The organism is Companilactobacillus suantsaicola, from assembly GCF_004745525.1.
Classification (GTDB): Bacteria; Bacillota; Bacilli; order Lactobacillales; family Lactobacillaceae; genus Companilactobacillus; species Companilactobacillus suantsaicola.
The window spans coordinates 1-25151 of record NZ_RKLY01000005.1 but is presented as its reverse complement, the minus strand read 5'-3'; the positions used below and the strand labels follow the sequence as shown (position 1 = coordinate 25151).

Below are 25151 nucleotides of genomic sequence, written 5' to 3'. Positions count from 1 at the left end.
CTTATTTTACAAAGTCAGCTAATTTTGTTAAACAAGCAGAAATATCTTCCATACTAGCAGCATAACTGAATCTTAAATGATGCTCACCACCAACGCCAAAGAATCTACCTGGCAGGATAGCCAAATGTTCTTTATCTAACAAGTCGTTGGCAAATTTAACATCATCTTGTTCTAGGCCGTCAGGAATCTTCGCAAATAAATAGAACGCTCCATTAGGAGTTGGACATTCAAAACCAAGTTCCTCTAAGCCAGCAAGCAGTTTATCGCGTCGAGCTTGATACTGTTCACGCATTGGAATTGGGTCGTCATAGCCGTTCTTGTAGGCTTCTAAGGCCGCAAATTGGGTAATAGAAGTAATCGAAGTCGTAGCTAGTTCATGGATCTTATTGATCTGTGCAACGATTTCTTTAGGTCCACAGACAATTCCAAAACGCCAACCAGTCATCGCATGTGACTTGGATAAACCATTTAACAAAATAGTTTGTTCTGGCAAAATATTACCAAATGAAATATGTTTAAAATTATAAGTCAATTCACTATAAATTTCGTCACTTATTACAAAAATATCGTGTTTCTTTAAAATTTCTGCTAAAGCCACTAATTCATCTTCAGTGTAACTAACACCGGTTGGATTACTTGGATAATTCAATAGAAAAATTCGAATACGTGGATGAGTTCTCAATATTTCTTGTAAAGCTTGTGGTGTTACTTTGAAATCAGTCTTTGACGTATCGATATAAACCGGAGCTGCACCATTAAAGTCCGCATCTGGTCCATAAATTGTGAAAGCTGGAGATGGAATCAAAACTTCATCTCCTGATTGTAAAATGGCATTGAAAGCTGAGAAAACACCTTCCGTAACACCTGTTGTAGCTACAATTTGAGTTTCTGGATCATAATTCAATCCATACTTATCCTGCAAATATTTTGAAACAGCACTCAAAAGCTCATGATTGCCTTCTGGCACAGTATAATGAGTTTTATTTTCATTAATTGCCTGGATGGCAGCTTCTTTGATATGTTCAGGGGTAGCAAAGTTGGGTTCACCAACTGTCATATTAACGACTCCCGGAATACTTTTGGCGCGCGCATTGAATTTAAAAATCTCTTGTTGCTTAATTGCGACAACGGATGGTTTCATTAAGGAAACTAAATCTTTGTTCACTGTTTAACACCTCTCCATAGAATCTTACGAATAGTACAATTTTATTCTAACACATGAAATTTTGGATAAAAAACGTCGTTAGTTTGGAACTGTCTTATTGATAGGGTCAAAAAGGGGGTATTTCTGCTTGGAAATGCCCCCTTTTTTTCTGTTTTTTAAATCTATTTTTTAATAGGTTTGGTTCTTTTTTTAGATAACCATGGTTCTATGCAATATAGCTAAAACGCGTTCCGCAGGCCAGGACTTGGACATATAGCTACGCTTCCCAAATCACCCGCAAGTGCGGCGGGTAATTCGTGAAGCTAGGCTATCTGCCAAGTCCTAAACAGGCCTGCTACACGCTCTAATCAAATACAGTATAAGGCAATCGTCTCTTATGCGCTGTCTTCTTATACCATCCCTCAATAACTTCAGCAGCTTTTTCGTCGATATCTTTCCCCTCAAGATAATCGTCAATATCTTTATAAGAAACTCCCAACGCTTTTTCATCTGGTAAGCTTGGGCGGTCTTCTTCAAGATCTGCTGTTGGTACTTTTTCGTACAGATTCTTTGGTGCGGCTAGTTTTTCTAGCATAGCCTTGCCTTGGCGTTTATCTAAACGAAATAGTGGTGTTACATCGGCAGCTCCGTCGCCGTACTTTGTATAGAATCCGGTGATATTTTCAGCTGCGTGATCGGTTCCGACTACAACGCCTTTATTGTCCCCGGCGATTGCGTACTGAGCTATCATACGGGTTCTAGCTTTGATATTTCCTTTATTAAAGTCAGAAATATTCATGTTATTAGCTTCGACTGCTTTTACCATTGCGTCAACACTATCTTTGATATTAACGCGAACTACTTTGTCCGCTTGCATCCATTCGATTGCTTGCATAGCATCTGATTCGTCAGCTTGTTCTCCATATGGCAAACGCACGGCGATGAACTTGTAATCAGTGTCGCCACTTTCTTGACGTAACTCGGTCATTGCCATTTCGGACAATTTACCAGCTAGTGTCGAATCTTGGCCACCGGAAATTCCTAAAACTAAGGTTTTTAAAAAGCTACGATTCTTCACGTAATTTTTCAAGAAATCGATTGAACGTCTAATTTCTTGTTCGGGGTCGATTTCTGGTTTGGTATGTTCAAATTCAATAATTTCTTTTTGCAAAGGTCTCATTTTAGTCACCTAATCTAATATTGTTTACATCGTTTCTGATCTTTTCGATGTACTTCATCTTATGACTGTAAAGTTTTGAAGATAGATCCACTGGATAAACTTGTGGATTCAAGATACGTTTGTATTCATCCCAAAGTGAATCTAAGTTAGCTGCACAGTACTTCTTGATTTCTTTTACGTTTGGCAAATCATAAACTAATTTTCCATCAACGAAAATATCATGCAACATAGGCTTTGCTTGGAAGTCTTCAACGGTCTTATTGATGTAAGTGTATTGTGGATGGAACATGTAAAGTGAACTGTGTTCTCTTGGATCTTCATTCCAGAATGTTACATAGTCCCCTTCTGATTTGTCGTTCTTACGGTTATTAGTGATGCGCCAAACTTGTTTCTTACCTGGTGTAGAAATTTTAGCTGCATTGCTGGAAAGTTTCAAAGTATCCATCATGTTGCCACGATTGTCTTCAATACTTACCAACTTATAAACAGCACCTAAAGCTGGTTGGTCAAAGGCAGTGATAACTTTCGTACCGATACCCCAGACGTCGATTTTGGCATCTTGCATCTTCAAGTTCAAAACGGTCTTTTCATCCAAATCATTGGAAGCATAAATCTTAGCGTTAGGGAAACCAGCCTCATCAAGTTGTTTTCTGACACGTTTAGAAATATAAGCCATATCACCAGAATCAATTCTGACACCTAAGAAGTTGATCTTGTCACCCATTTCTTTGGCAACTTTGATGGCACTAGGCACACCACTCTTCAAGGTGTCGTATGTATCAACTAAGAAGACACAATTCTTATGAGTTGTAGCATAAGCTTTGAAAGCATCATATTCGTTACGGTAAGTTTGAACTAAGGCATGAGCATGTGTTCCCGAAATTGGAATACCAAATAACTTACCAGCTAAGACGTTACTTGTAGCGTCAAAACCAGCAATATAAGCGGCCCGAGTACCCCAGATAGCTGCATCAACTTCTTGAGCACGACGTGAACCAAATTCCATTACTGGATCATCACCACAGACAGTCTTGATGCGAGCTGCCTTAGTAGCAATCAAAGTTTGGAAATTGACCATATTCAAAATAGCCGTTTCAATTAGTTGGCATTGTGCCAATGGTCCTTCAACTTGGAGAATTGGTTCTTCGTTGAAAACTAAATCTCCTTCATAGGCTGAACGGACGGTACAACTGAATTGCATGTCCTTGAGCCAACGTAAAAATTCTTCGTCATATTCCCCATATTCACGTAAGTATTCAATATCTGAATCTGAAAAGCTGAGGTTCTTCAAATAATTGACCACATGTTCCAAACCTGCGAAGACCGCAAATCCGTTGTCAAATGGTAATTTTCTAAAGTAAACTTCAAAAACTGCACGACGATTGTGCAAACCTTTCTTCCAGTATGTATACATCATATTTAATTCATAATAATCAGTATGCAATGTTAAATCTTCATCTTGAAATTGAGTCATGATAACTCCCTTATTTATTTTTTCGCCCTATATTTTACTCTAATTTGCTTTTAAAGTCGCCTGATACCCATCATTAACCTTATGAGCCAGTGCTTCAATTGAATAATTGTCACGAACTTCTTGATATAAGGCCATTCCTTTTTGGCTCAAGTTGTCATCTTTCCAATATTCATGAGCATCATTTAAAGCTTGGATCAATTCTTGTTCATTATTTGATTCAACTAACCAACCATTTTCGTTGTCGATAACTTTATCCGTCGCACCAACATTTGTTGCAATGACCGGTTTTCCGTAAGCTGCTGACTCCAAGTATACTGCCGGCATACTTTCAGTCTTCGAAGTCAAAATCGAAACGTCGCACTCTTGATAATACTCACCGGTATTTTCCTTGAAACCGACAAATTCAACTTTATCATTGATACCAAGTTCAACCGTTAGTTTGTGCAGCTGATCCATCAACGGACCATCCCCCACAAGTACTAAGCGGAAATTGAAACTGACCTTGCTCAAAGCTTCTAACAGCAGACGATGATTCTTAACTTCAACCAAACGAGCAACCTCAAGAATCGTAAATGTTGGTTGATGATTGAAAACCGGATTCGTGCCCGCAAAATCGATAGCATTGAAGACTTCAAAACGTTTCTTGTGGTCGATCTTCAATTCATCAAAATATTCTTCCATGTCCGGATTGATGTAAAATAGCAAATTAGCCCGTTTTAGTGCGTGTAGATTTAATTTGAGCATAACTGACCCCTTGAGTCCGGAAAAGTCGATCCGGGGGTCAGAATGGACAGTAATCACCCATTTTGCGTGAATCTTCTTGCGAATCAACGACACAAGATAGTTTGCCCGTGGTCCGTGAGTGTGAACAATATCAAAATCATTATTATTGATGTATTGTACTAGTGGTTTCAAAATCGATAAGTCAAATCGTTGTCGTTGTGGCAAAACGGCTACTTTCAAGCCATTTTCTCGTGCCATCTTCGAAACTGGTCCCTCTTGGAAAGTCAGCAAGGCACTTTCTTCGCCAATTAATTTTTGACCTTTCATCAAGTTTACAATATAAGTTCTAGCACCGCCGTCTTCGTTACCGGCATTGATATGTAAAACGCGCATTTTGACACCTCTCAAATTAATCTTTCTCGTGTATAATAATACATTAAAGGAGATAGCTATGCACAAAAATAGAATAGATATTTTAGGTACACAATTTGATAATTTTACTGAAGATCAATTTCATCAACACTTGGATTACGATTTAGACGTCAACAAGAACCGTTTCATCGTCACAGCTAATCCAGAAATTGTCCTCGCTGCTAGAGAAGATAAAAAGTTCTTAAAGATCATCAACAGCGCTGATTACGTCGTTCCCGACGGAATTGGTATTATCAAAGGAGCTAATAGCTTAGGCACTCCTCTACCAGAACGTATCACCGGTTTTGATACCTTAAAATATTTGATTAATTCCGCTAACAAAAAACATTTAAAAGTTTATTTACTCGGCGCAAAACCAGAAGTCATCAGCGCCACTGCTAAAAAAATCGAAACTGACTATCCAAATGTCGACCTTGTCGGCTACCACGATGGTTATTTCAAAGAAGATCAACCGATCATCGATGAAATTGCCGAAAAGAAACCCAACATCGTCTTAGTTGCCCTTGGTTTTCCTAAACAAGAATACTTTATCGACAAGTATCGTAAGAACGCTGACGCAATTTGGATCGGCGTTGGTGGATCATTTGATGTCTTCTCAGGCACAAAGAAACGTGCACCAAAGATTTTCCAAAAACTAAGCCTCGAGTGGTTCTATCGTTTGATAACTGAACCAACCAGATTCGGCAGAATGTTGGCAATTCCCAAGTATATGAAACTTATTAATCAAGAAAAGAAAAATAGATAGATTTCGTTCTATTGATTGGATGGTTAAGTATGCCGTCCTCCACAAAAAACTCGATTTGGGACTGGAACGATGTGGGCACGACTTGAAACTACCGCAAAGTGCGCGGCATTTCCAAGCTCGACCTTATTCTAAGCAATAAATTGCTAAGAATAATTTCACATCTGAGCCCAAATCGAGTTTTTTGCTCCGGACTAAATTTCATTTTTTTATGTTATTTGCTTTCTACCCTTTTAGAAATAGTGGCTCTATACACTGATAGTTAAAGAATATAAATTCTAAAGTAAAAAATATAAGCTTTATTATCCTTACACGAAACAGTATATGAGATAATAGAGCTTATTTTATTGATTTAAAACAAAATAAAAACACCCATTCATAAGAACCGCTGAATTGACTATAAATCAGTCCAACACATCTTTTGAATAGGTGCTATATTAAATTTCTGAATTTATTAAGATAAAACATAAGAAACGTTATTTAGTCTGGAGCAACAGCTCTGGGAAATGCTCAGCCGTGAAATTTCTCTTAACGCTTTAGCGTTTAGTGAAAGACCAATCTTGGAGACAATTCCCGCTTTTGGAATTGGCTTCAAGTTGCGTCCACAGCGTTCCAGCGTTTCCCAGAGCTGTTGCGGAAGACGACAATTTAACACCTACCCAAACTACAGAACTAACGTAACTTTAAAATTATCTTTCAACATCAATAGTATAAGGATCCTCGTTCATTCGTAAAAAGATCCGAGCATTGAACAATGCATAAGCTAGTATTGAAACGAAGTAGATACTTACTGATGGTGCTTCAATAACGTGTCCGGTCATCAAGGCCATTCCAAAGCCTAAAATTACACTGGCTACTAACATAGCCCACTTGATTGACCACATATCCTTGAACTTTCTCAAGAAAGCGCCAATCAAGTAAATCAAACAATATGCTAGTGGTGCTAAGAAGATGATCGTGCCGATAAATCCAAATTGGAAGAAGATGTCGACGTAGTCCATTTCGACTAACTTAGCGTCACGAACTTTCTTGAAACTAGTTGCGTAACCCATTCCAAAGACCTTTTGTGGCAAAGTTGCCTTCTTAAAGTTGTGGGCAGCATTTTCAAAGTAGACTGTCCGACCACTGAATAAGTATGAAACGGTTTTGTTCGTTTTGACATACTTCTCTTGGTCTTTAGTGATACCTTTTTTGGTCTTAGCTTTTTGCTTTTTATCTTGAATCATTTCTGTATGCAATTCAGCTGTTCTCGAAACCGCCATTGCTGGATAGGCAGCGATGATTCCTCCAAGCGTGATTACTAACAAGGCAATTACCCCGGCAAAATATTTTCTCCCGGAACGGTTCTTGAAGAATTGAATCACGCTAGCTAGAATTCCCATGCACAAACTGAATAACAAGGCTAGTAGTGAACCTTTAGTTCCTATTAGTAATGCTGAGTAGACTGCTAAAATGATTGAGATCCAGTAATAAAGTCGTTGCCAAATGTTAATTTTTTTCAGTGCATACCAAATCATAATTGGGAAAGTGATTGAAACGATGGCACTTAGTTCATTGGCCGCAAAGAACCAACCACTCTCACCTAATTTATAATATGAATACGAGCTGAAACTTGTGTTAGTAAAGTGAGCAATTATCATAATTACACTGATGATATTGATCGCAATAAAAATTACCTTTGGGAAAAATCGGTTGATAATACGATCCTCAGCCAATTCTTCAAAGGCATAGAAGTAAGCTAACAACATTATTGGATAGTACAAACTTTTAGCTAAAGTTGAAATTTCAAGTGATGTTACAAATAATGTCTTCGTCTTGTAATTAATTATCATACTGATGGCGGAAACTAGTCCTAAAACGACAAAATACCCCATAACCATAAAACCGTGTCGATTATCGCGATTCAAGACTAAGAAAAGTAACAGATAGAACACCGTAACCGCCATAACGGCCATACGAATCAATACCCCAAACGAAACGTTCATATGTGCTTGAGTCATCAATCCAGTAACTGCATCTAGTACCGGTTGAAAGACGATGTACAACATTAAGAAAATGCTGTACTTTTTAATAAAACTTTGCATAGTGGTGACTCCCAGTTAAAGATTTAAAAACATGTTAAATAATATAGTACCTTAAATCGAAATTTAAAGATAATCATTGTTACATTAAAAAAAGATTATCTTTCTAGATAAAATTCGAAACGATCCCCTGCATATTGTGAACGAACATATTCAAATGGCCGATCATCATCAAGAGTCGTTACTTGTCTAACTCGTAAGATAGCAGAACCACGCTTAACATTCAAAAAGTTAGCAATTTTTTCTGAAGCTAAAATTGCAGAAACAGTTTGAGTTGCGTCACCCAACTTCAATCCCGCCTTATTTTCAAGTGCTTTATATAGAGAAGACGTAATGTCTTCTTTATCCAAAGACTTCACGATTGAAATTGGAATCGTTGCGACTTCGAAACAAATTGGTTGGTTATCCGCATAACGAATTCTTTCCATTCGTAAAATTTGGTCGCCATCTGCTAACTTCAATTTTTCCATTTCACTGATTGAGGGATCAGCCACGTGATAAGAAACAGTCTTACTTGAAGGATGTTTCCCCTGGCTTTCGGTGATTTCCGTAAAACTAGTTGTTCCAGACATCTTTTCTTGAACTTTACTACTTGCTACATAAGTTCCTGAACCGACTTGTCTTTGAAGGATTCCCTCATCAACTAATGTTTGAATTGCTTGTCTTAGTGTCATTCGACTGACGTTGAAGTCTTGTGAAAGCTGTCTTTCTGAAGGGATTCTCTCCCCAACACTCCACTTGCCAGATTCGATTTCTTTTCTTATTTCATTGTGAATTTGTATATATACTGGTACCTTCATTTTAAATTGGCACTCCTTTATGCGCATTACTTCCATTAATTATACAGTATTTCATATAAAAATTAAGAACTGGTCTAAAAATTAGAAAAATAAAAAGGCAAAATTCATATTCAGAATTTTGCCTTTTGCATTTATTGGGTTAGCTGGATTCGAACCAGCGCATGATGGAGTCAAAGTCCATTGCCTTACCGCTTGGCTATAACCCAATGAATGGAGGGGAGTGGATTCGAACCACCGAACCCGAAGGAGCGGATTTACAGTCCGCCGCGTTTAGCCAGACTTCGCTACCCCTCCATGAGTTGCTACGTCATTCATTCGACTTAATAATACTACCGAAAATCAATGACCATTTCAAGGGAAAATTGAAAAAAATTATATTTTTGGTAGTGGAAGTTCTTTTTTTAGTTGTAGTAGTATGCCGTCCTCCGCACAAGCCCTGTGATGAGCTGGAACGCTGCCGACGCTATTTTGAGCTTTTGCAAAGTACGCAAAATCTCAAAACTAGGTCTTCTTGTAAGTGCTAAAGCACTAACAAGAATTTGGCGGCTGAGTCATCACAGGGCTTGTGCTCCGGACTGAATTTCTGGTTTATTTTTATTTGCTTTCCCTTTATTTAGAAATAGTTCTTCTATTTTTTTGTGTGGGAGTTAATGTTTTAGGGGTTATTGTGTGTCTCTGTTTAAAACGAAATTAAGATGTGCCAATAAAATAATTATTTCAAAAAGTCATTAAGGCTCTTTTGATTTTAGTTTTTCATGGTTTAATTCTACCTAGAAATAAGCCAGATTCTTTTTCCGTTTTGAAATCAAACGCCTTCCATGCGTTATAACGATGCTTTTCTAATCACGGATAGTCATTAATCCCATTACAGCAATCTTCTTCCATAAAAGTTTTCCTCATCCCAAAACCGTATCCAGACTATCTAACAATTTAACACCAACCTCAAATAGATGCTGCTTTCCCACTCCAAATCCACCGATATAAAGTAAAAATGTCGTTATCTAGTCTGGAGCAACAGCTCTGGGAAATGCTCAGCCGTCAAATTCTAGTTAGCGATTCATCGCTTACTAGAAGGCCGAGCTTGGAGAATTTTTCCGGGTTTGAAAAAGGCTTCAAGTCGTGCGCACATTCTCCAGCGTTTCCCAGAGCTGTTGTGGAAGACGGCATTCATCCACCACCAATCCAAAAGGACTAAACACAAAAATACCTCGTCCACTATTCCTGAAAAGAAACAGTTAACGAGGTATTTTTTCTTATTTTGACTGATTAGTGTTGTTCTTTTTGAAAAGAACCATTGTTCTATGCGGAATAGCTAAAACGCGTTCCGCAGGGGCAACTCCCTCCGAGATAACAAAATTTCCCAACTCACCCGTAAAGTTCGACGGGCAATTCGTGAAATTACGTTATCCTCCGGGAGCTGACCGCCCCTGCTACACGCTCTGCTCTAGTTTACTCCACCCATCAATTTCTTAATTCTAGGCACGAACAAAATCAATACTAATGCTGCTACCAACGTTACAATTCCTGTAACGCCGAAGAACATCATTTCGTTTTGTGGGTCTCCTGGAACGAACAATTTAACTAATTGAGCGTTGGCTGCTTGTCCGGCTGAGTCGGCTAAGAACCACATACTCATCATTTGACCAGCGAAGGCTTTTGGTGCAAGTTTTGTTGTGGCTGACAATCCAACTGGTGAGATCAACATTTCACCAATTTCGATGATTCCCCAACTCAATACTAGCCAAAGTGGACTAACTTTTCCGCCTGGTGCTAATCCCATCAATGGAATAATTAACACGAAGTAAGAAATAGCTGTTGCGATTAGTCCCATCCAGAATTTAGATGGTGATGATGGTTGGCGTTTGCCAAGTTTGATCCATAACCAAGCAAAGATTGGTGTATAGATGATGATGAAGAATGGGTTCAACATTTGGAACTGTGATGGTGCCAAGTGGAATCCGGCAAAGTTCAATTGTGTTTGTTCGGCAGCAAATAATGCCAAAACAACTGAACCTTGTTCTTCAATTGCCCAGAAGATCATCGCAGCGATGAACAATGGGATGTAAGCCAGTACTCGTGATCTTTCAATCTTAGTAACTTTCTTACTTGTTAACATCATGATGAAGTATCCAACCGGCAAGGCAATACCTAAGATACTGATGATCAAGATGATATTGTCGATTGTAAAGGCGTGCGTAAAGATCATTACGACGACAATTACAACGATGGCGACTAATGCGATGATTAGACGTCTGAAGAACTTACTACGTTCCTCATCAGTAATTGGATCTGGGGCTTGTAAGCTTTCTTTAGGAAGATACTTACGTCCGTCCCACCAGTAAACAATCAATCCAATAAACATACCAATAGCAGCTAATGAGAATCCCGCGTGGAAACTAATACCTTTCCACATAAAAGTAACTGCTGGTGGAGCAAACAATGAGCCTAAGTTGATACCCATGACATAAATACTGAATCCAGAATCACGTCTTGGATCTCCTTCAGTATATAATCCACCAACCATTTCGGATACGTTTGGCTTCAATAGTCCGGTACCTAGGACGATAAGTCCAATAGAAACGAATAAACCAGTTTCTCCAATTGGAAGCGACAAGACGATGTGACCAAACATAATGGCAACACCACCCCAGAAGACAGTTCTTCTGGCTCCCATAAATCTGTCACTGATAAATCCACCTAGCACACTAGACATATAAACTAGTGAACCATAAATGGACATAACAGAGGCTGCTGTTGTACGATCCATGCCCAAACCGCCTTTAGTGACAGCATAGTACATGTAGTACAACAGAATGGCACGCATACCGTAATAACTGAATCTCTCCCAAAATTCAGTTAAGAACAGCGTACGCAACCCTTTAGGTTGACCGAAAAATCCTCGGTCTGCTTTCTTATCCATTAAAAATTTCTCCTCACATTACACAAAGATGTATTAATATTAAACTTTTCAAAAACTCATGTCAAAGTGTTTTTAATAAAAAGTACCGGATTGCTTTTATATCAACAAAAAAAAATAAGAGCCTTTTAAGATAGACTCTTATAAATATTAACCATTGTGTTTGAATGCCATCGTTGCTGAAACCGCTTTTTGCCAGCCATCATAGAGATCTAAACGCTTCTTTTCTGACATTTGAGCGTGATAAGTCTTACCGACTTGATAATTCTTTTTAATATCGTCCAAATCTTTCCAGAAACCGACTCCTAATCCTGCCATGAAAGCAACTCCTAAGGAAGTAGTCTCTAATTCTGAGGACCTTTGCAAGTCGATTCCTAAAATATCAGCTTGAAATTGCATCAAATATTCGTTGGCGGTAGCTGCCCCATCAACCTTTAAGAGCTCAATTGGCATCTTAGCGTCAGAGCGCATCGTTTCAATAATATCTTTGGTCTGATAGGCGATTGCCTGTAGTGTTGCCTTGATAATATCCTTGTCCGTTGTGCCACGAGTTAAGCCAAAAATCGTTCCGTGAGCGTGATTATCCCAATAAGGAGCACCTAAGCCAGCAAAAGCTGGTACAACGTAGACTTCATCCATGTCGGTTGATTGTTTGGCAGCGTCTGAAGTTTCAGGAGTACTGTCAATTAGATCCATCTCATCCCTTAACCACTGTAAAGCCGCTCCAGCGACGAATACAGAGCCTTCTAAGGCATATTTGACCTCACCGTTAAGACTATAAGCAATCGTCGTCAAAAGGTTGTTATCAGACAAAGCAGGCTTATTGCCGGTATTCATGACCGCAAATGCACCCGTTCCATAAGTGTTCTTGACCATCCCCGGTTCAAAGGCCATCTGTCCAAATAACGAAGCTTGTTGCGAACCCGTCATCCCCGAAATGGGAACTTCTGATCCATAAAATTGATAATTTTGTGTCACGCCAAAAATTTCGGAGTTAGATTTAACTTCTGGAAGCATTTTCTTAGGAATATTAAAGATTTTTAATAAATCTTCATCCCATTCTAACGTGTTGATATTGAATAACATCGTTCGACTAGCGTTAGCGGCATCAGTTAGGAAGCTTTCACCATCTGTCAATTTCCACAATAACCATGTGTTGATTGTTCCAAACAAAAGTTCACCGTTTTCAGCTTTTTCCTGAGCGCCTTTGACATGATCCAAGATCCAACGAATCTTTGTCGCTGAGAAATAAGGGCTGATGATCAAACCAGTTTTTTGATGAATCTCTTCCTTATAACCTTGCTTGATCAAGTCGTTAGCTAAATTGGCTGTCTGCCGACTTTGCCAGACGATAGCGTTATAGATCGGCAAACCGGTCTTTTTATCCCAAACGACCGTCGTTTCACGTTGACTAGCAATTCCAATCGCTTTGATCTGTTTAGGCTTGATACCAGAATCGATCAATGCGGTGGCAATCGTTGTTTGAATGGCATTCCAAATCTCATTGGGTTCGTGTTCGACCCAACCGGGGTTAGGTAAAATTTGTCTAATGGGATGTCTGGCGATAGCAACCTGTTTGCCTTCATGATCAAAAATAATCGCTCTAGCAGTAGTTGTTCCCTCATCAATCGCTAAAATGTATTCTTTATCCATTATTTACTCCCACACAACAAAAAAGGCGTGGCCTTACTTAGTTGCTTTATGTTTAAATTTTCTCGTTGCACTGACAGCTTCACGCCAACCTTCGTATAGAAAATCTGCACGATCTTTTTCCATATCTGGTTCAAACGTAGCTCCAGTAGCGTATTGTTGCTTGATATCTTCTAGATTATCCCAATAACCAACTGCTAGTCCAGCTAAAAATGCGGCACCTAAGGCTGTCGTCTCCAAATCTTTAGCACGTTGGACTGGCGTTTGCAGGATATCAGCTTGAAATTGCATCAAGTAACGGTTATTAGCTGCTCCACCATCAACTTTCAAAGTTGGAATATCAATTCCGGTATCTTTTTTCATCGTTTCGATAACGTCACGTGATTGATAAGCTAGTGACTGCAAAGTTGCTTTGATAAAGTCGTTTTTAGTCGTCCCACGAGTCAAACCAAAGACAGCCCCACGAGCATCCGCATCCCAATAAGGTGCACCTAAGCCAGTAAAGGCCGGTACTACATAAACTTCATCTTGATCCTTTGAAGAAAGTGCAGCCGCTTCTGATTCAGGAGCCGAGTCAACTAAATTCATTGCATCACGCAACCATTGAATGGCTGAACCAGCAACGAAGATACTACCTTCCAGAGCGTAATAAACTCGATTATTGATACCATAAGCAATTGTCGTCAACAAATTGTTGTCAGATAATTGCGGTTTTTCACCCGTATTCATCACGATAAAAGCTCCGGTACCATAAGTATTCTTGACCATTCCTGGTTCAAACGCCATTTGTCCAAACAAGGCCGCCTGTTGATCTCCAACCATCCCTGAAATCGGCACTTCTGAACCATAGAAGTGATAATCCTTAGTTTTAGCATAGACTTCAGAATTAGGACGAACTTCCGGTAGCATTGCTTGAGGAATGTTCAAAATTCTTAAAATATCTTTGTCCCACTCCAATGAGTGAATATTAAATAACATTGTCCGGCTGGCATTCGAGTAATCAGTCACATGGGCTGCTCCACCGGATAACTTCCAAAGTAACCAACTGTCGATCGTTCCAAAAAGCAATTCGCCATCTTCAGCCCGCTTTTGAGCACCTTTGACGTGATCGAGAATCCAACGGATCTTTGTGGCTGAGAAGTAAGGATCAATCAATAAACCAGTCTTTTCGTGAATCATCTCACCGTATCCACGACCAGCTAATTTTTCAGCAATGTCAGAAGTTTGTCGACTTTGCCAAACGATAGCGTTATAAATTGGCAAACCAGTTTCCTTGTCCCAAACGACCGTCGTTTCACGTTGATTAGTGATCCCGATTCCTTTGATTTGGTCCGGTTTGATACCAGATTCAATAAAGACGTTGGCAATAGTAGATTGGACCGCGTTCCAAATTTCGTTAGCATCGTGTTCTACCCAGCCCGGTTCAGGAAAGTATTGCGTGAATTCACGTTGAGCATCGGCGATTTTAGTTCCTTTTTGGTCGAAGATAATGGCCCGAGTACTCGTCGTTCCTTCATCGATCGCCATAATATATTCATTAGACATCGTTTCACCCCATTTTTTATGTAAACGTTTCATATCAGAATCTTATAACATCTACAGAATTTTGCAAATGTTTCCGTAAGATTTTTTATAATTTAGTTCTATTAGACTTTTTATTAAATGTTTTAAATCTAATATTTGACTTTTCTATCAGCAAAAAGCCAATAAACAAAATAATCGCAGTGATAGAAATCACCCAACCAAGTTTCAAGCCGGGAACTTGATAGTCCAAAGTGACTTGATGATTCCCTTTCTTTAAATCAATCGCCATTAAATCAGAAGCGACTTTATGAATCTGGACTGTTTGACCGTCAACCTTGGCACTCCAACCATCATCATAAGGGATACTCAACAACAAAGGACTCGCCTGCTTAACATTTATCGTGCCTCTTACGGTATCGTGATTCAAGTCCGATTTAATGTTGAGTGAATTCCGTTTAAGTTTATCAGTCGTTAAATTAAATTTCTTCTGATCAAGTGACATGAAGTTTCCGGGATTCACATTCAGTGACTGCTTCGCCAAAATTTGGACCTTAACCTTTTGATTCCGTTTAAAAGTCCCCAGCTTCAAAGTGGCACTCTTGTAAACATTGATGTGCGCCGGTTTGACTCGTTTATTGTTGACGTAGATTTTTTCTGCATTAAAATTAAACGGCGTTACATTAAAGTATAACGGTCCCGTTGCTCGTGGAACTAGCTGGTAAGTGTAGCTTTTTTGATGATTGACACTCGATTGCTGCATGCTCGTCAACAGAACATTCTTCAAATACTCAGCACTACTGCCGTTGATTGCTTGCCAAAGTCGATCTTGATTGGACAAAGCCTGACCTTTTTTCATCTTAAAATGATAAATATCTTTATTTACCAAAAAGCCTAAGGTCGGCGCATGATAGTTTTCCTCAACATAATAGTGTTTGTTCCACTGCCGAACTTGATAATAAACACCGAGAAGTGCATTGGTGATCTTGGTTCCACCAAAATAACTGACTCGACGAACATTTAAACTATAATACCCTAAATCCTGCATCATCTGTAACGTATCCTGATTCAAAGTTGAGCTATACAAGCTGAGGCCATTGATATTAAACAAAATCGGATCGTTATAATTATTGTACTTTTCCGGAAAGGCTCGATTCAAACCAGACTTGGAAACGATAATTCGATGTCCTAAGTGACTTCTATCTTTGACCTCTTGTAAAATTTTGTTTTCTTGGTCGAATTCAGCTTGATAAATTGCCTGATTACCAAAATTTGCAGTCGCCATAACTGACGTAAAATTGGCGGTAACTTCAAAAGTAACTACTATAAATAGCAACAAACTGTACTTACGATTATACTTGATCATCACTAAGAAAAATCCCGAAAGAACGATGCACAGTAAACTCAACCAATAATAATTGCCATTGATATTGCCGCTCAACTGATCAAATCCTAATTGACTGATAGTCTTTGGCAACAGCCACAAAGTTAAGTAACCGATACTCAACAAAGCCCCTGCTAAACAGCTACTTTTGACGATTGTTTCAGTCTGCGTTATAACGCCGTTTTGATATGCCTTCGCCGCAATAAAAATACAGGCAAATGAAAAGATGAAACTATTTCTAAACGGAAAGCCGGCCGGATTTTGAAACATGTGCCACATCGTATTAAAAGTTGTCACAAACATACTTACCAGCAAGATTCCCAGTAGGAAAACGGCGTTTTGCTTATCACGGTTAACAATTTTTTTACTCAAGAAATAACTCAACAATAAAATCAGCACCATCGACGTCATAAAAACCGATGGCCCGTGTTCAAGCCGCTGACTGTAACTGTTGCCACCGATTCCCAATTCCGTTAAAGCTTCCAAACCGAATCGAGCGGACGGCAAGTAGTTGAGCACATTAAATGAAGTCTTAGCTGTCTTCAACATCCCCACCAAAGTCGGAATCAAGACAACTGCCGAATTCAAACCAGCCAAAATTGAAACAATTAGATAGTGGCGAATTACTAACCACTTGTCACGCTTCTGAAATAGTCGTTCTTCAAAACCGATAAAGATGAAAAAACAAACAGAGAAAATACACAGCATGTAGCCTAAATAGTAATTAAAAATAATTGCGAAAAGAATTGAGAAATAATAAAGCAGATACTTCTGCTCTTTGATGACCTTCATCACACCGACCGCAACCAATGGCAACATGATCAAAGCATCCAACCACATCAGGTCATAAAAATAAGACGCCACGAATCCACAGAAACTGTAAGCAATTGTGAATAACAAGTTAACTGCATCATATTTTTTGAAATACGATCTGAGAAAATAGCCCATCGTGACACCCATGGTGGAAATCTTGAGCATAATCAAAATATCAGCCGCCACAGGAATATTTTTCGAACTGAAGAAGACTAATAACAAATTAAACGGCGAAAGTAAGTAATAACTCATGACTGGGAAAAAGTTATCACCTAATGATTGACTGAATAAGTAGAAATGCAAGTTGCCAGAAACCAACTGCCGTCTAAGTTCAGTCAGAAAAGTTAAATACTGTGTTCCCAAATCGCTACTCAAAAAATTATTAGTTCCAAACGGAACTAAATTCGAGTAAGCAAAAATCAGCGACACAATTGCCAAATTAATCAAAAACGCACCAGAATAATAAAATAACCGACGTTTATTCATAGTTTTTCTCCTATCATCAAGAGGTTCTTTTGGCGTGGTTAATTGCAGTCTTCCGCACAAGCCCTGTGATGGGCTGGAATGCCGGCACAACTTTGAGCTTTTGCAAAGTACGCAAAATCTCAAAGCTTGGCCTTATTCTAAGCAATAAATTGCTAAGAATAATTTGGCAGCTGAGTCATCACAGGGCTTGTGCTCCAGACTAAATAGAGAGTTAGATTTTTTATCCACTTAATTCGATCACAATAGAATTATATTTAATGAAAAATAACACCAATAAAATATCTTCGTACTTCTATTACCAAACGATAAAAGAACCCACCAAAATGATATGAAAAATTGCGGTATAAGTAAAATTATAAGCTGTTAAACACAAAAAAGGCTTGCGTAAGCAAGCCCATGTTTTGATCGTTTTTCATAAAATTTACCTCTGATTTGATTAATTAAATGGTTAATTAGTTATTTGAATGTATTTTGAATGTGTTCGTTGTTGTATTTTTGTTAGTTTAAAAATCTTTTTGCATTACGGTTTCTGATTACCTTTGTGCAAACTGTTGCTAAAACTGAGACACCCGTAAGAACGAGAAAGGGATGTTTTTTCATATGCTTCACCTCGTTTTTTGTATAGCCATATTTGACTATGTATACATAATAACTTGGTTGTATGAAAATACTTTTATCAAAATAAGAATAATCTATGAAGTTTAGTGTTCTTTACTTTCGAATAGACTAAACAAAAAATACTGTAATAAAGAATCGGTTAGACCCCTATTACAGTATTCATTTAAATTTAGAATTAATGGAACAAAAGTATTATTTATCAGCTTTTTCCACAGCAGCTCCGGCCAAAGCACTGACATAGTTGACTGGTTTGTCATAGTTTGGTTGGAAGAGGAAGTCTACCATTGATAGTTCGTCAATTGTAACTTTCTTTTGAATTGCTAATGACAACAAGTTAGCTGATTGTGATACGTCGTACATACTTGTTAGGGCGCCACCTAGAACTTGTCTTGTTTCTGGGTCCCAAACGAGATTCATTAAGACTGGAGTTGTGCTCAACATGAATTCAGGACGGTAATTATCTTCTAAGCTGACTTCTTCAACTTTTTTACCTAATACATCGGCATGAGTTTTGGTCAACCCACTAGCTGCGTATGTTCTACCAAATAATTCAACCGCTGAACTAGCTTGGGTCCCCATATATGCGGCAGTGTCCTTCTCGATATTTTTCCCAACTAAGATTCCTTGGCGAACTGAGTTAGTAGCTAAAGGAATGTATTGGTTATCACCCGTTGGATTGTAGTGGACACTTGCAGCATCCCCAGCAGAATAGACGTCGGGAATACTTGTGTGCATGTACTTGTCGACAATCAATGCGCCATTTGGAAGTGTTTCGAACTTGTCAGCGAACATCTTTGTATTAGGACGGAAGCCAACGCACATTACCGCAATATCGGCTTCATAAGTATTTTTATCTGTTTTTACAATTACACTATGATCTGTTTCTTCAAATGATTGAACTTTTTCGCTCAAGCCTAAAGTTACTCCGTTGTCACGGTAGTCCTTTTCAGCAATTGCGGACATGTTTGGATCAAGGTTCTTAGCTAGTACATCTGGCAAGGCATCGATCAAAGTTGTTTCTTTGCCTAGAGTTGCGTATCCTTCAGCTAATTCAGCTCCGATATAACCGGCACCGATAACGATAGCACTCTTGATACCACTAGCATTTTCTTTCAATTCATTGGCGTTAGTCCAGTTCTTGCAAAGCATTACTCGTTTTGAGTCGATGCCAGGAATTGGAGGGATGATTGGTGCAGAACCTGTTGTGATAACTAATTTGTCGTAGTCTTGTTCAAAAGTTTCCCCACTAGTTAAGTTCTTCACTGACAATTTCTTGTTATCAAAGTCGATATCTGTTACATCATGTTTCATGTACATGTGTGCGCCCAAATCGCTCAATGCATCTGGTGAAGCATAAAACATCTTATTAGGATCAGATACACGATCACTCACCCAAAGTGCAATCCCACATGATAGGAAAGATAAATTATCATTACGCTCAAAAACTGAAACTTCCCAGTCGGGATGTTCCTTCAAAATGTTCATTGCTGAAAAAGTTCCCGCATGAGTACAACCCACAATACTTACTTTCATAAATAGACACCATCCTTTTTTCTTATTATTATAATTTATTCACGAACTCATTGAAAGCGATTACGAAATATTTAAAAAAATATATTTTATTTATATATTTCACTTATAATCGTTAATAAATTCGTTTTTAAACCTCACAATTTCGAACTTTGTGTATTAACTATCAATAAAATCAAAAATTTTATGATACCGTTATTATCCGCCTATTTATAAAATTTGTGCTATTAAAAATAAATAAATATTTTTTTCAAAAATGAATTTAATTGTTTAAACACATGTGGTATATTAGTAACTGTGAAAGGGGTAACGATATGTAAGTGCAATTCCTTCCTTTTTAACTCTTAATGAAAGGTTTGCGATACACATCCTCATATCGTAACCTTACTAAGCTTACTACGCATAATTAATAAGAATTGCCCCCCCTCAATCAATTCTTATTCAGTCAAATGCGTTATCCCATTACAATAATTTACTTTGAATGCTTTCATTAATTAACAAATCCCTCTCTATTTGACAAACATGGAAACCTCACAAGCATTCATATCGTACCCCCGACACTACTGGTAATGCCGCTATCAATTTAGCGCAAAAAAACAAGCTCGTCCCCCCAAGATGAGCTGTTTTTTTTTTTGCCTAAAATCGTCATTTATACGAATAGCATTCACAGATTAGTTCTATTTAATTACAAAATTATTTCTCAATCTCTAATTCTTCATCTAATTAATTGACCACGTTTTTTTGATCTAATTCAGCAACATTTTATAAAAATAACTATACTTTTTATTAATTAAATATAAACATTGTGATATTAAAAACAAACAAATTTTTTTACAAAATCTGAACGTATATGTTTAAACACATGGTGTATATTTATAACTGTGAAAGGGATAAAGATATGAATCCAATGTGATTCCTCCTTTATTACTCTTAATAACAGTTGTAATACATCCTCATATTACGACCAAAATCTAATCGAATTACTAAAAATAAGTTGTCCCCCCTCAAACAGCCTACTTTTAATAATTAATTCCATTACAATAATTTACTTTGAATGCTTTCCACTTAATAAAAAATCCTTCTATTTGACTATTGGAAACTCATTACAAATAAATTTGTATCTATTATCCCCGACACTACTGGTAATGCTGCTACAGTGTAGCAAAAGACAAGCTCATCCCCCCTCAGGTGAGCTTCTTTTTTTGTCTTGTTTTAAGTACATATTAAAAAAATTGTCAATTTATCAACATTAATTTTTATTTTAATTTTCAATAAAAATTTTTTTCTATTATGGATTAACATGTTTAAACATATGTGCTATATTTATAACTGTGAAAGGGGTAAAGATATGAATCGCAATTCCTTCCTTTTTAACTCTTAAAAAATTGCGATACATCCTCATATCGTAAACTCACAAAAAACCATTCATTGACCCCCTCATTCAATGAATGGTATCCCATTACAATAATTTACTTTGAATGCTTTCATTAATTAATTAACAAATCCCTCTATATTTATAAATTTGGAAACCCTCATAAGCGTTCATATCTTTATCCTTTCACTACTGGTAATGCTGCTACTCCATTGTAGCGAAAACGAGCTCATCCCCCCTCAGGTGAGCTTTTTTTTTGCTCTTTTAGTGGTTGATGAATAGAACTTGTTCCTTAGTTTGGCTAGGCGTTAAATTGCCGTCTTCCGCACAACCCCTGTGATGAGCTGGAACGCTGCCGGCACTATTTTGAGCTTTTGCAAAGTACGCAAAATCTCAAAACTAGGTCTTCTTGTAGGTGCTAAAGCACCAACAAGAATTTGGCGGCTGAGTCATCACAGGGCTTGTGCCCCAGACTGGATCCTGATTCTATGCAGTTATCTCCGTGAATTTTTATGGATATAATTTCTATTCAAATTGTGTGCGGAACTGATTTATAGTTGGGATTCGTTATTGAACTTCTTTTCTAAATTTATTCAAAAATAAAAGGATATTACTTGGATCACAGTAAAATGCTGTATCCAGTAACATCCCTTTTTTTATTAAACTTATTTTAAATAGAGGAAATACAATAATCTATTCAAATACTAAATTCCATATCAAAATAGAACTATCATTCCTAACCGAACAGAAAATAAATAACTCATAGAACTGAAATTTAACTCGGAGCGACAAGCTCCTCCCTCCAAGAGTCGTTTTCAAAAATAGCGTGACGCCAATTAAAATTCCAATTCTATAAATATAAGAACATAGGTTAATTCCAATAGAATACCTATTTCTAAAAAAATGGAAATCAAATAAATCATAGATCCATTATTCAGCACCGGAGCAACAAAGCTGATTGGCTCAGCCCTGAAATTATTCTTAGCGCTTTAGCGCTTAGAATAAGGCCTACTTTTGAGATTTTGCGAACTGTGCAAAAGCTCAAAATAGTGCCCAGGGCGTTCCAGCCCAATCAGCTTTGTTGCGGAGGGCGGCATACTTCACCAAACAAACTAACAAGAAATTAGTGTTCAGAAGCTCCGCTTGTTGCATCTACTTCTGGTTTTGCTGCTGGTGTTGGAGCTTGTGGGGCATCGTCTTTTTTAGAAGCTCCGGCTGTAGCGTCAACTTTCTTATTTGGATCTGGAACTAGCATTTGGCCAGTTTCTTTTAAGTACTCGTTAACAATTGGCATCAAATCTAAGACCCATTCGTTAACACCTTTGTAGTTGCCTTCTTCATCATGCATTGCTTTGTAATAATGCATGATGTGTTTTGTTTCGTTATTTCCAGGTACTGGCATCGAAACTAGGTCTTGTTTGCCTGATCTTAAAATACTGATTACTTGTTTAACGTGCTTGATTACTCTTGCTACATCGGGATGGACGTCTGCTAGTGGGTCTCCGACTTGAGCTGGAGTTCTCTTAGCTAGCATCTTTTCTGTTGGCAAGAAGTGATTGTAATAGATGAATTGGTTATTTTCATCGACATACGACAATTCGATTGGTGTCGTCTTCAACATGTAGTTTAATTGGTTAACTGTTAGTAAACCACTGTCCAATTTAACGTACGTGTCACCTTCGACTGCATTTACCTTCTTAGCTGCTTGATCCAACCAGTCGTCAGCTTTCATATCGACACCTTCAACTGTTGTGTCCGCTTTGCCTGAAGCTGTAAGGTCTTCTGTTTCATAATCGTCAGTTTTGTCAATCATGTTGATCACCTTCGCAAATTTAATAAACTTCTTAACCGTTGAATCGAGGAACTTCACTGTACCCTCATCTTTTAAATTCCCATTGTCGTCAAAGGCAGTTTTGACATCACCCAATAAGAATTCATTCCCAGGTAGGACGATAGCATTAACTCCGGGTGCTTCCAAAATTTGACGAAGATGCAATTGTGCACGAGATGAGCCTTGAACGTGATAAGAAGCGCCCACGATCATAACTGGTTTGCCATCGAAAGGATGAACCTTGTAGGACAACCATTCGATAACATTCTTCAAAGCCGCGGGAACTGTGTGATTGTGTTCTGGAGTAGCGATAATTATTCCGTCAGCAGCTTTAATTTTTGCACTTAGATTTTGAATAACTGGTGTATTGGTTTGATCATTGTCCTGGCTAAACATTGGTACATCATTGATATTTAAAACCTCAATGTCAACGATACCTTTGCAGTGTTTAGCAATAAAATTCAACAGTGTACGATTGTATGATTGGTCAGCGATTGAGCCGGCGATACCTACTAATTTCATAATTTACCCTCCTAGTCTTTATCCCAAGAAAATTCTTCAGCTTTTTGTTTGTTAACATCATTAGCGTTATTTAATTGTTTGGCAATATTAACGAATTGTAAGAAGTCTTGGAAAAGACCATCTAATTGTTCGACAACCTTTTTATCTTTCAAATTGCCATCCTCATCGAATGCTTGTAGTGAATGTCCCAACAAGAATTCTGAACTAGGCATGATACGAGCTTTTATTTCAGGTGAATCTAGAATTTGACGCAATTGTGCTTGAGCACGAGATGAACCAAGTGAACCATACGAAGCTCCGGTAATCATCACTGGCTTATCAACCAAGGGATGAATTCCATATGACAACCAAGCCAAAGCGCTCGACAAAACAGCGGGAATTGAGTGGTCATATTCAGGAGTCGCAATAATTACCCCATCGCTGGCCTCAATTTTTTTGGCAATGTCCAAAGCTTCTTGAGGAACAAATTCATCCGGAGTCTTCTTGTATAAAGGCAATCCTGAAATTTCCACAAGTTCGATCTCAGCCTTTGACTGAAAATGTCTCTTCATATATTTCAACAAATCACGGTTAGTTGACTTCTGTGAATTCGAGCCAACAATAGCAACAAATTTATTCATAATCACCAATCACCTTATTCATAATATTATCTTACTAGTTTATTGTAAATTTATTCACATAATAAATCAATCTATTTTTGGAATACTTTTAATATATCATATTATATCAGTCTAAATTTATCTCTTAACCCACTAGTAACAAAGCATTGAAGGTTCTTCGTGATAAAAATTGCTTCTACCCCAGGCTGTTTTTCAATTAATTTGGAACCGTTTTCTATACCTTGATAAAATCCAATTGTCGACCAGATTTCACCGTCGATTGATAAATCACTAACAATCGTCACACTAGCCAAATTATTTTTAATCGGGTACCCGGTTTTTGAATCAAACATGTGATGATACTCATGCCCGTCAATCACCAATTTACGCTCATAAATCCCCGAAGTACCAATCGATTTAGCAGCTGTATGCAGTACTCCCAGCGACACATTGCGTTCCCTGATTGGATTTTGAATCCCAATGTTCCACATCCCATCTGGATGTTGACTGTTACCAACTAATAAGACATTCCCACCGAGGTCGATGATGCCAGAAGTTACACCCATTTTAAGCCACAATTCTTTAATTTTATCAGCGATGTACCCTTTGGCAATCCCGCCAAGATCAATTTCCATCCCCGAGTCATCCAAATAAACTGAACGCTTGTCATCATCTAAAACGATTCGCTCAGGATCAATAATTTCGAGACGTTGTTTGATATCGTCATCACTAGGCTTATTAGCTCCTTTAAAACCAATTTTCCACAATTTAACCAATGGACCAATTGCCACGTTAAAGCCTAGATGCTTACGACTGACCAAAACGGCCCGTTTAACCAATTGATAAGTATCTTCCGGTACCGCCACTGGAGCAACACCAGCATTGTGATTAATCGACATAACTTCAGAAATATCTCGATTTACAGTTAATTTATTTTCAAAATTTTGAATCAATTCATAGCCGGCATCCAGTTCCTTTGCACCGGCAGGTTCAGCCACAGTCAGGTTAATCGTTGTTCCTAAGCCATGATAAGTCTTGTTGATCAAACCCATAGTCATCCCTCAATTCGCTTTATTACAATCTTCACAATAATAACAATAACACCTCATGAAATTTGCGCCAATAAAAAAAGGAGAAACACAAAAATGTGCTTCTCCTTTGGGAGTTTTTATCAATTCATTATCTAATATAATTATTATATAATAAATGTAACGAAAATGTGTTAAATTAGCTTCGCAAATTGCAAGAACAAGTTAGCCACTCCGAAAAAATAAAAAAAACTTAAGATCTATCAGGATTGGAGTGCCAGATTATTAGTAGCCGCAAGCCAAG

The 25151-nt window shown here is 38.0% G+C and carries 15 protein-coding genes and 2 tRNA genes; 1 reads left to right on the top strand and 16 read right to left on the bottom strand.

Annotated elements, in window-relative coordinates; translation table 11 throughout:
* Position 1 precedes the first annotated feature (1 nt).
* From EGT49_RS02785 to EGT49_RS02770, 4 genes are all read right to left on the bottom strand, one after another.
* A complete protein-coding gene (locus tag EGT49_RS02785) occupies positions 2 to 1165 on the bottom strand; it encodes an aminotransferase class I/II-fold pyridoxal phosphate-dependent enzyme (protein ID WP_246013787.1) in 1164 nt (387 codons plus the stop codon).
* A 343-nt stretch (positions 1166 to 1508) separates the two neighbouring features.
* Complete coding sequence (gene nadE / locus EGT49_RS02780) at positions 1509 to 2324, bottom strand: ammonia-dependent NAD(+) synthetase (RefSeq protein WP_135371444.1); 816 nt, start codon at positions 2322 to 2324, stop codon at positions 1509 to 1511.
* A 1-nt stretch (position 2325) separates the two neighbouring features.
* Positions 2326 to 3798 carry a nicotinate phosphoribosyltransferase gene (locus EGT49_RS02775; protein WP_135371443.1) on the bottom strand — a complete coding sequence of 491 codons (1473 nt, stop codon included), beginning with the start codon at positions 3796 to 3798 and terminating at the stop codon, positions 2326 to 2328.
* Positions 3799 to 3837: 39 nt separating this feature from the next.
* The gene (locus EGT49_RS02770) at positions 3838 to 4914 is read right to left on the bottom strand and encodes a glycosyltransferase (RefSeq protein WP_135371442.1); all 1077 of its coding nucleotides are present in this window, start codon (positions 4912 to 4914) and stop codon (positions 3838 to 3840) included.
* A gap of 58 nt (positions 4915 to 4972) precedes the next feature.
* Here EGT49_RS02770 and EGT49_RS02765 point away from each other — a divergent pair, with 58 nt between their 5' ends.
* The gene (locus EGT49_RS02765; protein ID WP_135371441.1) at positions 4973 to 5698 is read left to right on the top strand and encodes a WecB/TagA/CpsF family glycosyltransferase; all 726 of its coding nucleotides are present in this window, start codon (positions 4973 to 4975) and stop codon (positions 5696 to 5698) included.
* Positions 5699 to 6384: 686 nt separating this feature from the next.
* Here EGT49_RS02765 and EGT49_RS02755 read toward each other — a convergent pair.
* The 12 genes from EGT49_RS02755 to EGT49_RS02700 all read right to left on the bottom strand — a co-directional run bounded on the left by EGT49_RS02755 (position 6385) and on the right by EGT49_RS02700 (position 24871).
* Positions 6385 to 7779, bottom strand: a complete 1395-nt coding sequence (locus EGT49_RS02755; RefSeq protein ID WP_135371439.1) for an O-antigen ligase family protein — start codon at positions 7777 to 7779, stop codon at positions 6385 to 6387.
* 95 nt (positions 7780 to 7874) lie between these two features.
* Entirely contained in the window at positions 7875 to 8576 is a 702-nt protein-coding gene (locus tag EGT49_RS02750) for a GntR family transcriptional regulator (RefSeq protein WP_135371438.1), read from the bottom strand.
* 134 nt (positions 8577 to 8710) lie between these two features.
* Positions 8711 to 8782, bottom strand: a tRNA-Gln gene (locus EGT49_RS02745).
* Positions 8783 to 8787: 5 nt separating this feature from the next.
* Positions 8788 to 8870 (bottom strand) — tRNA-Tyr (locus EGT49_RS02740).
* 1150 nt (positions 8871 to 10020) lie between these two features.
* On the bottom strand, positions 10021 to 11496 hold the full coding sequence (locus EGT49_RS02735; protein ID WP_135371437.1) for a peptide MFS transporter: 1476 nt from the start codon (positions 11494 to 11496) through the stop codon (positions 10021 to 10023).
* A gap of 147 nt (positions 11497 to 11643) precedes the next feature.
* Entirely contained in the window at positions 11644 to 13146 is a 1503-nt protein-coding gene (glpK, locus tag EGT49_RS02730) for a glycerol kinase GlpK (protein ID WP_135371436.1), read from the bottom strand.
* 33 nt (positions 13147 to 13179) lie between these two features.
* Positions 13180 to 14688, bottom strand: coding sequence for a glycerol kinase GlpK (gene glpK, locus EGT49_RS02725; protein ID WP_135371435.1), 1509 nt, complete (start codon positions 14686 to 14688; stop codon positions 13180 to 13182).
* A gap of 85 nt (positions 14689 to 14773) precedes the next feature.
* Positions 14774 to 17347 carry a YfhO family protein gene (locus tag EGT49_RS02720; RefSeq protein ID WP_135371434.1) on the bottom strand — a complete coding sequence of 858 codons (2574 nt, stop codon included), beginning with the start codon at positions 17345 to 17347 and terminating at the stop codon, positions 14774 to 14776.
* An 810-nt stretch (positions 17348 to 18157) separates the two neighbouring features.
* On the bottom strand, positions 18158 to 19498 hold the full coding sequence (locus EGT49_RS02715; RefSeq protein ID WP_135371433.1) for an FAD-dependent oxidoreductase: 1341 nt from the start codon (positions 19496 to 19498) through the stop codon (positions 18158 to 18160).
* Between the two features lie 2492 nt (positions 19499 to 21990).
* Complete coding sequence (locus tag EGT49_RS02710) at positions 21991 to 23220, bottom strand: NAD(P)H-dependent oxidoreductase (RefSeq protein ID WP_135371432.1); 1230 nt, start codon at positions 23218 to 23220, stop codon at positions 21991 to 21993.
* A gap of 11 nt (positions 23221 to 23231) precedes the next feature.
* Positions 23232 to 23840, bottom strand: a complete 609-nt coding sequence (locus EGT49_RS02705; protein ID WP_135371431.1) for an NADPH-dependent FMN reductase — start codon at positions 23838 to 23840, stop codon at positions 23232 to 23234.
* Positions 23841 to 23941: 101 nt separating this feature from the next.
* Complete coding sequence (locus EGT49_RS02700) at positions 23942 to 24871, bottom strand: FAD:protein FMN transferase (RefSeq protein WP_135371430.1); 930 nt, start codon at positions 24869 to 24871, stop codon at positions 23942 to 23944.
* Between the last annotated feature and the right edge of the window lie 280 nt (positions 24872 to 25151).

Bases quoted from the DNA above. Each gene is read 5' to 3' on its own strand.
- nadE (WP_135371444.1), bottom strand. From the start codon at position 2,324: ATGAGACCTTTGCAAAAAGAAATTATTGAATTTGAACATACCAAACCA.
- EGT49_RS02775 (WP_135371443.1), bottom strand. From the start codon at position 3,798: ATGACTCAATTTCAAGATGAAGATTTAACATTGCATACTGATTATTAT.
- EGT49_RS02770 (WP_135371442.1), bottom strand. From the start codon at position 4,914: ATGCGCGTTTTACATATCAATGCCGGTAACGAAGACGGCGGTGCTAGA.
- EGT49_RS02765 (WP_135371441.1), top strand. From the start codon at position 4,973: ATGCACAAAAATAGAATAGATATTTTAGGTACACAATTTGATAATTTT.
- EGT49_RS02755 (WP_135371439.1), bottom strand. From the start codon at position 7,779: ATGCAAAGTTTTATTAAAAAGTACAGCATTTTCTTAATGTTGTACATC.
- EGT49_RS02750 (WP_135371438.1), bottom strand. From the start codon at position 8,576: ATGAAGGTACCAGTATATATACAAATTCACAATGAAATAAGAAAAGAA.
- EGT49_RS02735 (WP_135371437.1), bottom strand. From the start codon at position 11,496: ATGGATAAGAAAGCAGACCGAGGATTTTTCGGTCAACCTAAAGGGTTG.
- glpK (WP_135371436.1), bottom strand. From the start codon at position 13,146: ATGGATAAAGAATACATTTTAGCGATTGATGAGGGAACAACTACTGCT.
- glpK (WP_135371435.1), bottom strand. From the start codon at position 14,688: ATGTCTAATGAATATATTATGGCGATCGATGAAGGAACGACGAGTACT.
- EGT49_RS02720 (WP_135371434.1), bottom strand. From the start codon at position 17,347: ATGAATAAACGTCGGTTATTTTATTATTCTGGTGCGTTTTTGATTAAT.
- EGT49_RS02715 (WP_135371433.1), bottom strand. From the start codon at position 19,498: ATGAAAGTAAGTATTGTGGGTTGTACTCATGCGGGAACTTTTTCAGCA.
- EGT49_RS02710 (WP_135371432.1), bottom strand. From the start codon at position 23,220: ATGAAATTAGTAGGTATCGCCGGCTCAATCGCTGACCAATCATACAAT.
- EGT49_RS02705 (WP_135371431.1), bottom strand. From the start codon at position 23,840: ATGAATAAATTTGTTGCTATTGTTGGCTCGAATTCACAGAAGTCAACT.
- EGT49_RS02700 (WP_135371430.1), bottom strand. From the start codon at position 24,871: ATGGGTTTGATCAACAAGACTTATCATGGCTTAGGAACAACGATTAAC.